This is a genomic window from aff. Roholtiella sp. LEGE 12411, from assembly GCF_015206995.1.
Lineage (GTDB): Bacteria > Cyanobacteriota > Cyanobacteriia > Cyanobacteriales > Nostocaceae > Komarekiella.
In genome coordinates this window covers 1-11813 of sequence record NZ_JADEXR010000177.1, presented here as the reverse complement: position 1 = coordinate 11813, position 11813 = coordinate 1, and the positions used below count along the sequence as shown (strand labels likewise).

The following is an 11813-nucleotide window of genomic DNA, read 5'->3' as shown; positions in this document are numbered from 1 at the left end:
CAAGTAACTGAAAACTACTCTTTGCTAACAACTAATATCGAGAGAAAATACCATGTCTACCAACACAGTAAAAGCATCGGATATCAAAGTAGTGCCATTCTTCGCCCGCTTCTTGGAAGAGCAATCTACACAGTCAGATAATACCCCATGGGCTCAAACAGCCAAGTATCCTTCCGATTGGGAAGAGTATTAAATCAGAGTGTTCTTCATCTGAAATTAAGGGAGTAGCGGTTATCAAGTAACTGAAAACTACTCTTTGCTAACAACTAATATCGAGAGAAAATACCATGTCTACCAACACAGTAAAAGCATCGGATATCAAAGTAGTGCCATTCTTCGCCCGCTTCTTGGAAGAGCAATCTACACAGTCAGATAATACCCCATGGGCTCAAACAGCCAAGTATCCTTCCGATTGGGAAGAGTATTAAATCAGAGTGTTCTTCATCTGAAATTAAGGGAGTAGCGGTTATCAAGTAACTGAAAGCTATTTCTAGGAACACGAGCGTTTCCATACTATGGAAGCGATCGCTTTCCTCAACATAATTGTAGGGTGCGTTACTTGGTTAATGCACCCTACAAATTAAGATTGAATAATTTATCAAAACAAAATTCAGAATTCTGGCTCCTGACTTCTGAATTCTTCTTCAATATTTGGTAGTCTCTAACATCTACCTCTTAAAAAACTCTCAAAAAAAATTATGCACCTGTCGCGGGACGTTGTTTTATTAATCACCCATAGTGGCGATTTCTTCACAATAGATAGAGTAGCAGAAGCCTTAGCAAAAAAAGGGGCGCAACCATTTCGCCTCGACACTGATAAGTTTCCCCTAGAAGTGCAATTAACAGCACATTTTGACAAGTCCAAAAGCTATCACAGGCTGGAATATGGCACGCACTCTATCAGCACGGAGCAAGTGCAAGCTGTTTGGATGCGGCGTATTTGGGAGCCAAAACTGAGTAAAGAATTAGCTCCACAGTTCCGAGAAGCTTGTCTTAGAGAATCACAAGCGACTTTAGACGGTTTTTGGGATAGCCTCAAGGGAGCTAATTGGGTAGATGATTTGGAGCGGATAAATGTTGCACACAATAAACTGCGCCAACTGCGGGTTGCATCTGAGGTAGGTTTTACCATTCCCCAGACTCTTGTCACCAACAAAGCTGAGTCAGCACGGGAGTTTTTCCATCAAGTCAACGGAAAAATGGTGAGCAAGCTGTTAACTGCTCTTTCCCACACCATGGAATCCACCTCTTTCTTCCTTTACACCAGCACTGTTAAAGAGGAAGACTTGCTTGATGCCGAGTCACTGCGCTATTGTCCAATGGTTTTTCAAGAGCAAATTCCTAAGCAGTTGGAATTGCGCGTGGTGTATGTGAATGGCAAAGTATTTGTGGGAGCGCTAGATGCGGGTGTTTATGCAGCATCCAAAGCTGATTGGCGTAAACCTGGTGTTGATGTTGGTGCATGGCAACACCATGAGCTTCCTGATGAATTGGTTCGCCGTCTTCAAGCCTTCATGGGTAAATTTGGGCTTTTGTTTGGAGCGTTAGATTTTATCCTCACACCATCAGGAGAATATGTCTTTTTGGAAGTTAACCCCACAGGCGAGTGGGGAATGGTGGAGCGAGATTTGGACTTGCCGATTTCGAGTGCGATCGCAGACACTCTTATTTCCTAGAAGCTATTTTCATAAACAATCTTCAGGAATTAAAAAAGAGAAGGTAGTTATTGAATACCTTGATAACCTTTATCCTCTAAACATTCGATATTTTCTTTAAAGAAATAATTTACTATTTTTAAATATATGGAAATCATGCTCTCTACCCTTACCATGAGCCGTGCAGATGATTTGACCATTCCCTTGGTCTAACACTACTTATGACTTGAGTGTATGCTGTTTCTTCTTACCACTGTAAAACTTTTTTTGTTTTTTTAGGACTTACGCAAGTGTCACAAAAATCTCAATTTTTTGTTTGTAGTGAGGACTTTAGTCCTTACTACGAACTTAAAATAATATGCCAGTTGCGTAAGTCCTGGTTTTTTTAGGACGTTCAATTGGGCTTTCTGTAACATCAACTATTGCAACCCTGATTCGTGCCGTTGCTTTAAGGATAATAAATCCGAAAAATAGGCATGATAAATTCAAGAATATAGATTCAGATTCTTGAATTCATGATATTGAACGTAAATAAGCTTAATCAAAAAATATTGACCGATACTTTACGGATAATAAATTTGATATGACAGTATTAATCATTACTTTTAGTCAAGACAACGAAAGCATTCCTCTAGTAATGGAAGCAATTGAGGCTAGAGGAGAAAAAGTATTTCGTTTTGACACAGATAGATATCCCACCGAAGTGAAGCTAGATATTTACTCCGGCAATTCTGAGCGGGTAATTATTACTGATGGCGAACAGCAGCTCGATTTGAGTGAAGTTTCCTCAGTTTGGTATCGTAGGATGCGCTACGGGCAAAAAATCCCCGAATCAATGGATAAGCAATATAGAGAAGCATCAATTAACGAATGTCGCGCCACTGTTAGAGGTATGATTGCCAGCCTGAAAGGATTTCACTTCGACAAAATGTCAAATGTGGATCGGGCTAATAATAAGCAACTACAGTTGCAAGTTGCACGAGAAGTGGGACTTCTGACTCCACGCACCCTGACTAGCAACAATCCAGAGGCAGTCAAGCAATTTGCCTCTGAGTGTCAAGAGCAGGGTATAGTCACAAAAATGCTTTCTTCCTTTGCCATCTATGATAATCAGGGACGAGAAAATGTTGTTTTCACCAATCCAGTTACCAATGATGATCTGGAGCATCTTGAAGGGCTGCGTTTTTGTCCGATGACGTTTCAAGAAAACGTCCCAAAGGCACTGGAATTGCGGACGACTATTGTCGGACAACGCGTATTTACTGGCGCAGTAGACTCTCAAAGTTTGGAGGGAGCTACTTACGACTGGCGCAAAGAGGGGAGAGCATTGAATAAAGCTTGGAAACCCTACGATTTACCCGAAGATGTTGAGAAAAAGCTCCTCAAACTCATGGCTTATTTTGGTTTAAACTATGGGGCGATCGATATTATCGTCACACCCGATGGTAAGCACGTATTCCTTGAGGTTAACCCAGTTGGGGAATTTTTCTGGCTGGAGATATTTTCACCACATTTCCCGATTTCCCAGGCGATCGCTGAGATTATGCTTACTATCAAAGAATAAATCATCTTTAATGGTTGACTGTTGACTGATAGTGAAGTACCCCAGTTTGCCTTCGGCTGAAACTGGGGCTTCCAATTTCAAATAGCACAAAATTTACAGTTTTTAATTATTATTTATTAACTTTTTTAAGTCTTCTAATTAATTAATTACTTAATTATTTACTGAACTGTCTTAATGGTCTTAAGTGTCTAATTAACATTCTCTTATCTGCTGTAGAACAAGGAATTGTATTAACCACCAATACATCAAGTAATATCACCCTTAAATCAGTAGATAAAAGTAGATTTTTTATCCACATTGAAAGGATTACAGTCAACAACTTATACTCAAGATATATTTCCCCCCAAAAATAACCACTATATTTTTAAAATATGCAAACTCAAGTTTTGCGCGATGAATCCGCAAAGAATCCTTCTTCGGCTTTTACTAAATTTTGGAAGGATATCAAAGTGGTAGCCCAACCTTACTGGTATCCAACAGAGCCAAATGGAAGAGAATTTTCAGATGTGATTCGCGCATGGGGGATGCTCGCTCTCTTAATATTATTGATCATCTCACTTGTGAGCATAAACGTCTTAAGTAGCTTCTGGAGCCGCTATGTGCTTGATATTGTGATTGAAGAGAGGGATATTTCTAAGTATATTAGTACTTTATGGGTTTCCACCCTTAGTATTGTTTGCGTAGTGCTGTTGGTAGCATTTTCTAGATTTGTCAGAAAAAAAATTGCTCTGGATTGGTATAAATGGCTTAATAATCACATTTTAAAAAAATATTTGAGTAATCGTGCATATTATAAAATTAATTTTAGATCCGATATTGATAACCCAGATCAGCGCATAGCGCAAGAAATTAAGCCCATTACCACCAGTGCTTTGATATTTTTAGCTACTGTTCTAGAGAAAGTGCTGGAAATGATGAGTTTTATCATAATTCTCTGGACAATTTCCCAAGAAATTGCAGTTTATCTGGTTATTTATACGATTGTAGGTAACTTGATTGCTATTTACTTGACTCAAGAATTAAATAAGATTAATCAAGAAGAACTCGAATGTGAAGCAGACTATAATTATTGCCTGACTCATATTCGGAATCACGCCGAATCAATAGCTTTTTTTCAGGGAGAAAAACAAGAATTAAATATAGTTGAGCGCAGATTTAATAATGTTATAAAAAGTACTGAGCGCAGGCTGAATTGGGAGAGAGGTCAGGATACTTTTAATAGAGCATATCAGTCTGCTATCACTCTATTTTCAATGTTTATACTCACACCTTTATTTATTACAGATCAAATTGATTATGGACAAATTACCCAGGCTAGTTTATGCAGCTTTCTATTTTCTAATGCTCTGGGGGAATTAATCAGAGAATTTGGGACTTCCGGACGATTTTCTAGTTATGTTGAGCGTTTAGCTGAGTTTTCGGATGCGTTAGAAGCTGTCAGTAAACAACCAGAAAATCTGAGTGTCATTACAACAATAGAAGACAATAGTTTGGCTTTTGAGAATGTCACCTTACAAACGCCGAATTATGAGCAGGTGATCGTCGAAGATTTGTCATTCTCTGTGAAACCAGGAGAAGGTTTATTGATTGTTGGGCCCAGTGGTCGAGGTAAAAGCTCTCTATTAAGAGCGATCGCTGGTTTGTGGAATGCGGGAACTGGTCGTCTGGTGAGACCTCCCCAAAAAGAAGTATTGTTTTTGCCCCAACGTCCTTATATGATTTTGGGAACTTTGCGCGAACAGTTATTGTATCCTAATACAGATCGTCAAATGAGCGATCAAGAACTCGAAGAAATTTTGCAACAAGTTAATCTGCAAAATGTAGTAACAAAAGTTGGTAGCTTTGATGCAGAGGTTCCTTGGGAGAATATATTATCATTGGGAGAACAACAACGCCTAGCTTTTGCACGACTGTTAGTTACTCATCCTAGCTTTACTATATTAGATGAAGCAACGAGTGCTTTAGATTTGAAGAATGAAGGAAGTTTATATCAACAGTTACAAAAAACAAAAACAACTTTTATCAGTGTTGGACACAGAGAGAGTCTGTTTAATTATCATCACTGGGTTCTAGAACTTTCACAAGATTCTAGCTGGCAACTTGTTTCTGTGCAAGATTATCGACTGGAAAAAGCTAAAGCAATTGTGACTAATCTTTCTAAAGATGCTCAAATAACAATAGATATTCCGCTCAATAATGAATCTGAAAGTCAGCCAGAAAGATCAGTAGAAATAGGTGCAATTGAAGGGTTTTCTCATAAAGAAATCCAGACATTAATAGATTCTCACATTAATACTATTAGAACCAAGGCAAGGCAAGGAAAGTCCATTACTACTAAGGATGGCATTATCTACCGCTATGACAAAGACCCGAAGGTATTGAAATGGGTAAAAGTTAAGCATAGTAGTTTGTAGAGGCTTACACTCAAAGACCGCTTTGGGGAAGCTGTCGTGCTCTCTTCTATTGCTAGAGCTTACTCCAACTTAGGCGAGAAGCAAAAAGCACTCTCATCTTATAATCAAGCGCTGTCATTATTTCGCGCTAATAAAAAAACCGATCCTGGGCAGGTTTTACCTTGCTTGGCGAATGGCGGCAATAGACATCTAGGTTATACTTGTATTACTTGCAATACAAGTATGACAAAAATAATGCTCACTGTTAGACTAGACGATGAAACAGAACGCCAGTTAGCCGATATCTTGGCTCAAGAGAAAACAGACAAGAGTGAGTTGATCCGACGTTTGATCGCTGAACGTTGGTTGAGCTTGCAAGCGGGTAAAACTTTGGTTGAGAGGCGGGGTGGACACCCTGAACACCTCCTACAAGATGCACCAACGGATTTATCTGAACGCGCGAACCGTAAGAAGGCGATCGCTGAATATCTTAACAAACGTCACCCATGACCTACTATCCGCTTATACTCGCGGATAGCGGGTTTTTATTGGCTTATTACAGCGCCAGAGATCAGCATCACCAACAGGTGCGTCGTTTCTTTGAAAACTGCACTTCTAGGCTGGTAACTACGCCTATTTGCATCGCAGAAGTGGTGTGGTTGCTCAACTTTGATTGGCGCACACAAAACGAGTTTCTTTTGGATGTTGCCAAACAATTATACGAGTGTGAGCAACTATTGCCTCAAGATTTTTCCCGTATTGCTGAGTTAAATGCCCAGTACAAAGACTTACCAGGGGATTTTGCAGATTTATCCCTAATCGTCATTTCGGAGCGCCTGGATATTGCAGCGATTGCTACTTTGGATAGTGATTTCGATATCTATCGGCGTTATCGCAAGAAGCCTTTTGAGCGCGTATTTTAGCCAAAGCGACTTTACTAATAGTTTGAGTTGCTCCTACTTTATTGGTTACAAAAACCGCAACCAAGACAAACATTACTAAACGCACCCATAAAATCAGAATAAATTTTCAGTAATATCTCTGAGGACAACTGAACAATTATTCAATGGGTACGATGCTTGTACTTAAGCGATCGCTTTTCTACCCAACTTAATTAACGGTGTTGTCCGAGATAAAGATGATGTAGCTTATGCAACTAATGTATATTACGGCACAGACTTTAAACAGGGCAGTTTAGAGGATTATGTAAATGACTGGGCTGTTTTGAAGCTTGACAAGCCCATTGGTAAGAAATATGGTTATTTGGGCTGGAAATCTCTACCATCTTCCACTATCGTTGGAAATACAAAAAGATTTGCCTTGGTAGGCTACTCTGGTGATTTCCCCAACCCTAAGAAGAAAGGATATGAAGACTTGACTGCTGGTGAAAGCATGACTGCTGGCGTTCACCTAAAATGTAGTATCCTTCGGCAAAAAGATGGTTTATTTGATCACAACTGCGATACCACTGGCGGTGCTTCGGGAGGAGCAATTATTACTAATATTGATGGTAAGTATTATATTTAGGACTTACGCAACTGGCACACAAGGCTTCTGGTATAAGAGTCAAGGGTCAAGGGGAGCCACTGCGTTGGGCGGCTCTGCCGACTTGAAGCAAGTGGCGTTCAAGGGTCAAGAATCAAGGTTTTTTGGACTTTTGACCTTTGACTCTGGACAACCTCTGGCGTTAAAAATATGACACTTGCGTAAGTCCTGATATTGTCGCCCTTCACTCCGGCTGGAACAAAGTTAATAGATTAGTTTTGAACCGTGCGGTAGAAATGTCTCGCTTGGATGAGTGGGTACGACAAAATCAGTAGAAATGGATAGTGGTTTGTAAAGACGCACGGCTAGCTAGCTGTGCGCCTTCACCATATATTCGGATACAAATGAAATCTTTTATACTCTCATTTCTATACCCAAAGTAGGAAGGGGTAAACCACCCTAGTAAGGTATCTACTGATCGAAGACAATAAAAATAAAACGATGAACCAGGTAGACTACCTTCGCATTAGCTTAATCGATCGCTGCAATTTCCGTTGTCAATACTGTATGCCAGAGGGGGCAGAACTGGATTATATTCTCAAGCAACAGCTGTTGACTAACGAGGAACTGCTAACCCTGATTCAACAAGTGTTTATCCCTGTAGGCTTCACCCGGTTTCGTTTAACAGGGGGAGAACCTCTGCTACGTCCCCATGTGGTGGATTTGGTAAAAGCGATCGCCTCTCTCCCCGAAACCCAAGACTTATCAATGACGACTAATGGGTTTTTACTTGCTCCAATGGCGCAAAATCTTTACAATGCAGGGCTACGACGAATTAATATTAGCCTGGACTCTCTGGATCCACACATCTTTGATCAAATTATTGGTAATCATGGCCGTCCCCGTTGGCAACAAGTATGGCATGGTATTCAAACTGCCTATAGCGTCGGATTTGACCCATTAAAGTTAAATGTGGTGGTGATTCCTGGCGTCAACGACCACGAAATTTTAGATTTAGCTGCTCTCACACTTGACAGACAGTGGCACGTCCGGTTTATTGAATTTATGCCCATTGGAAATTTACATTTATTTGGCGATCGCGGTTGGGTATCTTCAGCCGAGTTGCGACAACGCATCCGCGATCGCTGGGGCTTGACAGAATCCCAAGTTCGTGGTTTTGGCCCCGCTGATGTCTTTAAAATTCCAGGAGCAAAGGGGACACTGGGATTTATTAGTCAAATGTCGGAATGTTTTTGCGATAATTGCAATCGGATGCGCCTCAGTGCTGATGGCTGGCTGCGTCCCTGCTTATTAAATGAAACTGGCCAACTAAACCTGAAAACTGCTCTACGTTCTGGTGACAGCACTACTCAATTACAAGAGCAGGTGAGGCAGTTATTAGCAATCAAGCCAGAAATTAACTTCAAAGAGCGCGACTCTGGTGTTACAAGTACATATACCCGCACTATGTCGCAAATTGGTGGTTAGTTAACAGTCCAAAGTCAAGAGTCCAGAGCTTTTTGACTTTTGACTCTTGACTCTTGACTCTTAACTTAGGCTTGCCGTGAGTAGTATTCAACCACAAGTAGTTCGTTAACTTGTAGTGCTACCCATTCTCGCTCAATGACGCCGTTGACTTTGCCAACCAACTTGGTTTTGTCAAACTCCAAATGACTGGGGAGGTTGGCTAAACCGGGATATTGCAAGTTAGCTTCCACTAACTTCCGCGATTGTTCTCGATCTCTGACAGCAACTACCTCACCAGGACGGCACTGATAGCTAGCAATGTTAACTACACGACCGTTAACAGTTACATGACCATGATTCACCAGTTGACGAGCTGCTGGAATGGTTGGAGCTATACCCAAACGGAAGACGGTATTATCCAAGCGCATTTCAAGCAATTGCAGCAGCACTTGTCCAGTAGAACCAGTAACCCGTCTAGCTTTCCGCACATAGCGCAACAGTTGCTTTTCTGTCAAACCATAGTTGAAGCGGAGCTTTTGCTTTTCTTCTAAACGGATAGCATACTCAGAGCGCTTCTTGCGATTCTGACCATGCTGACCTGGTGGGTAAGCGCGTCTAGCGCTTTTACGAGTTAACCCTGGTAAGTCGCCCAAGCGACGTACAATTCTGAGGCGTGGCCCTCTATATCGGGACATGTGTTTCCTTAATCTAATCCTGTTTAAATTTTACTCAGACATACCATTTTGACACTCCCCTGATTATAAATCAGGGAATTCTTGGTTCTACGAGGCTGCTTGCTTTGACATGACGTATCCTACCAAAGTAGAGGCATCTTCTCCCCAAGCGTAAATTCCGGGCTGCCCCACCGTACTCGTACCAATTATTTGTTTCTGTTTATTTAGTTTCGTAAGCTACTCAATCCTAAGATTGGTTTACGCAGTATTTTCACTCTAAAATACTTTTTACGTTGCTTACTTATCTTTCAATCCACTACTTTAACATAACTAAGGACAAAATCAATTCTTAGCTAAAGCACGGACATGTCTCAATGACGAGCCACATCTTCAAGGGTTTCCCAGTAATTTTTGATAAAAAACTCCACGCCACTTGCGGAATGGAGTTTTTGGGCATAGGGAATGCGGAATGAGGCATGGGGAAGAAGCTACCAATGCCCAATGCCCAATGCCCAATGCCCAATGCCCAATGCCCAATGCCCAATGCCCAATGCCCAATGCCCAATGCTCCAAGTGGCGGGGCGGTAATTTGTAGAGAATTTTGTGCTGGTTACTATTGGGATTGGCTTCAATGCTACAGCCGAAATTCTCTTGTTACAGAGGATTTGTAGGACATTTGAGTTAGCATAACTTTGGGTGTTTGGAGAACAGCAATGTTACAGAGCAAAAAAATGGATAGCAGAGGTAAGAACAAACTAGGCGGTTCTGCCTTCAGAATTTTGACAGCACCAGTTTTAGCTGTGGCTGGATGTTTAACAATTATCCTACCTAGTATGGCTGTCACAGCTTCTTATAGCAATGATTACCGTGTCTGTGCTGCTCGACTCCTGAGCGTGGGCGTAACGGCACAAGCTGCCTCACAAGGTTGTGCAACAGCACTGCGTCCGAGGGACTTGGCTTCTTGCGTAGTTAAGATTGAGAAGCAGACGCAAATTGCAGCGGCGGATGCACTTTCTTCCTGCGGACAAGCCCGCCGTCCCAATGATTTAGCTTCTTGTGTAGTTGGTATTAGCCAAAACACTGAGGAGGCAATTAACCCAACAGCTCTAACTTACTGTGGTCGTAGTTTGTTACCTGTAACCTTTGCCCAGTGTGTGGTTGGCTTGCGTAGCGAAATCAAGGAATTGACCCCCGCTCAGGCGCTGGATACTTGTATTGATGCTAGTGAAAGCGTTAGCGGCATTTCGTCGTCTACACCACCATCTAAACTACCTGGGGGATTAAATCCAATTTTTAATACTACCCCACTTCCTACACAACCAAGCGTTCCAGTGCAGCCAGGCACTAGATAAATTACAGTGCTTTGCAATTGACTGAGATATAAATTTACTTTGGGGTTGGCAAATAGCTAACCCTATTTAATCTCAGGGAGTAGAGACGTTGCAATGCAAGTTCTACAGAGGTTATCGGTCGCGCAACTTGTCTTAACCCAAGGCTATTGTATGGGATATAGTTACTCATCGTAAACGCTCCAGTTTTGAGCAGTCTCATGGCAAGCATGAATTTACCTTGAGTGAGACAGATGAAACTGGTGCGTTGCAAATTCTGGTAAAGGGCGATTCGATGGGTTCTAATTATAAAATTCGTGGCAATGAAATTTGCCAGGTCAGTCGGGTGATGGGCCGCATGGCTTTTGTAATTGATACGTACGAAAGCTTCGATACTGGTTCTGGCTACATTGCGAGTCGCTACGATGCGGTTTTCCGCAACTCTAAAACTAATGAAGTCAGCACCATCCTTAAGTTTGAAGACACATATAAAAAATTTGGCGATTATTATTTAATGACCAAACAGGTCGTGCAAGAGTGTGAAGATGGCGTTAGCGCTGGCGGAGCCTCTCGTAAAGAACCAGCAACGTCAGGAGCATCAGGGTCAGTTGTTTGCATGACAACTGAGTTCAGTTACTCAAATATAAAGCTGCTAAAACCAGCAATTATTTAGTCATTGGTCATGAACAGATGACTCTTTTGTCTGAGAATACTGGACAAACCGCAATCTGGGGACAATTAGATCTAGGATCGACTTAACAAAGCTGGAAAACAAAATTTTGGATAATAGGTTTGTAGTAGATTTCAGCACTACTACAAATTAACTCCCGATCGCCATCGTTTACTTAGCAGGTCTAAAACTATGGAACTAACAATTGACAACGTTGAAACAGTCTTAGATGAAATGCGCCCTTATCTCATGTCTGATGGTGGCAATGTGGAACTCGTAGAACTTGACGGCCCTGTGGTCAAACTACGGTTGCAAGGTGCTTGTGGTTCTTGCCCTAGCTCCGCAATGACCCTAAGAATGGGCATTGAGCGCCGCCTGAAGGAATTGATTCCCGAAATTGCAGAAATCGAGCAAGTAATCTAGGGACTGGGGAGATTGGGGATTGGGGACTAGGGCTGGGGAGACAAGGAGGACAAGGAGGACAAGAGGGACAAGGAAGAATTGTTGAACAGGTCTTTTTGTGATCTACCTTGTCTCTTCTCAATGCCCCATGCCCCATGCCCAATGCCCCATGCCC

The 11813-nt window shown here is 41.7% G+C and carries 15 protein-coding genes and 1 pseudogene; 13 read left to right on the top strand and 3 right to left on the bottom strand.

What is annotated here, in order from left to right:
- The first annotated feature begins 52 nt into the window (after positions 1-52).
- The 10 genes from IQ246_RS25625 (at position 53) to moaA (ending at position 8585) form a co-directional block, all read left to right on the top strand.
- On the top strand, positions 53-193 hold the full coding sequence (locus IQ246_RS25625; RefSeq protein ID WP_194006131.1) for a microviridin/marinostatin family tricyclic proteinase inhibitor: 141 nt from the start codon (positions 53-55) through the stop codon (positions 191-193).
- Between the two features lie 94 nt (positions 194-287).
- Complete coding sequence (locus IQ246_RS25620; protein ID WP_194006131.1) at positions 288-428, top strand: microviridin/marinostatin family tricyclic proteinase inhibitor; 141 nt, start codon at positions 288-290, stop codon at positions 426-428.
- A gap of 270 nt (positions 429-698) precedes the next feature.
- The gene (locus tag IQ246_RS25615) at positions 699-1676 is read left to right on the top strand and encodes an MvdC family ATP-grasp ribosomal peptide maturase (protein ID WP_194006130.1); all 978 of its coding nucleotides are present in this window, start codon (positions 699-701) and stop codon (positions 1674-1676) included.
- Between the two features lie 562 nt (positions 1677-2238).
- Positions 2239-3219: an MvdD family ATP-grasp ribosomal peptide maturase gene (locus IQ246_RS25610; RefSeq protein ID WP_194006129.1), complete on the top strand. Its 981-nt coding sequence runs from the start codon at positions 2239-2241 to the stop codon at positions 3217-3219.
- 371 nt (positions 3220-3590) lie between these two features.
- Positions 3591-5633 (top strand): ABC transporter ATP-binding protein/permease, encoded by a 2043-nt coding sequence (locus tag IQ246_RS25605; protein WP_194006128.1) that lies wholly within the window; start codon positions 3591-3593, stop codon positions 5631-5633.
- 36 nt (positions 5634-5669) lie between these two features.
- Positions 5670-6122: a hypothetical protein gene (locus tag IQ246_RS30635; protein WP_244142162.1), complete on the top strand. Its 453-nt coding sequence runs from the start codon at positions 5670-5672 to the stop codon at positions 6120-6122.
- Positions 6119-6535: a type II toxin-antitoxin system VapC family toxin gene (locus IQ246_RS25595; protein ID WP_194006127.1), complete on the top strand. Its 417-nt coding sequence runs from the start codon at positions 6119-6121 to the stop codon at positions 6533-6535. Before IQ246_RS30635 ends, IQ246_RS25595 begins: the two co-directional genes overlap by 4 nt.
- Positions 6536-6836: 301 nt before the next feature.
- On the top strand, positions 6837-7139 hold the full coding sequence (locus tag IQ246_RS25590) for a serine protease (RefSeq protein ID WP_194006126.1): 303 nt from the start codon (positions 6837-6839) through the stop codon (positions 7137-7139).
- On the top strand, positions 7120-7311 hold the full coding sequence (locus IQ246_RS25585; RefSeq protein WP_194006125.1) for a hypothetical protein: 192 nt from the start codon (positions 7120-7122) through the stop codon (positions 7309-7311). Before IQ246_RS25590 ends, IQ246_RS25585 begins: the two co-directional genes overlap by 20 nt.
- Before the next feature lie 287 nt (positions 7312-7598).
- Positions 7599-8585: a GTP 3',8-cyclase MoaA gene (gene moaA, locus IQ246_RS25580; RefSeq protein ID WP_194006124.1), complete on the top strand. Its 987-nt coding sequence runs from the start codon at positions 7599-7601 to the stop codon at positions 8583-8585.
- 65 nt (positions 8586-8650) lie between these two features.
- Here the strand turns inward: moaA and rpsD are convergent, their stop codons facing one another.
- The 3 genes from rpsD to IQ246_RS25565 all read right to left on the bottom strand — a co-directional run bounded on the left by rpsD (position 8651) and on the right by IQ246_RS25565 (position 9870).
- A complete protein-coding gene (rpsD, locus tag IQ246_RS25575) occupies positions 8651-9259 on the bottom strand; it encodes a 30S ribosomal protein S4 (protein WP_194006123.1) in 609 nt (202 codons plus the stop codon).
- 369 nt (positions 9260-9628) lie between these two features.
- Complete coding sequence (locus IQ246_RS25570; RefSeq protein ID WP_194006122.1) at positions 9629-9796, bottom strand: hypothetical protein; 168 nt, start codon at positions 9794-9796, stop codon at positions 9629-9631.
- The gene (locus IQ246_RS25565; RefSeq protein ID WP_194006134.1) at positions 9727-9870 is read right to left on the bottom strand and encodes a hypothetical protein; all 144 of its coding nucleotides are present in this window, start codon (positions 9868-9870) and stop codon (positions 9727-9729) included. Before IQ246_RS25565 ends, IQ246_RS25570 begins: the two co-directional genes overlap by 70 nt.
- Positions 9871-9951: 81 nt before the next feature.
- On the opposite strand from IQ246_RS25565, the gene IQ246_RS25560 reads away from it, so the two are divergent.
- The 3 genes and pseudogenes from IQ246_RS25560 to IQ246_RS25550 all read left to right on the top strand — a co-directional run bounded on the left by IQ246_RS25560 (position 9952) and on the right by IQ246_RS25550 (position 11659).
- A complete protein-coding gene (locus IQ246_RS25560; RefSeq protein ID WP_194006121.1) occupies positions 9952-10590 on the top strand; it encodes a hypothetical protein in 639 nt (212 codons plus the stop codon).
- A 154-nt stretch (positions 10591-10744) separates the two neighbouring features.
- A pseudogene (locus IQ246_RS25555) lies at positions 10745-11239 on the top strand (DUF3386 domain-containing protein); the annotation flags it as partial.
- A gap of 189 nt (positions 11240-11428) precedes the next feature.
- Positions 11429-11659 carry a NifU family protein gene (locus IQ246_RS25550; protein ID WP_193196497.1) on the top strand — a complete coding sequence of 77 codons (231 nt, stop codon included), beginning with the start codon at positions 11429-11431 and terminating at the stop codon, positions 11657-11659.
- The last annotated feature ends 154 nt before the right edge of the window (positions 11660-11813 follow it).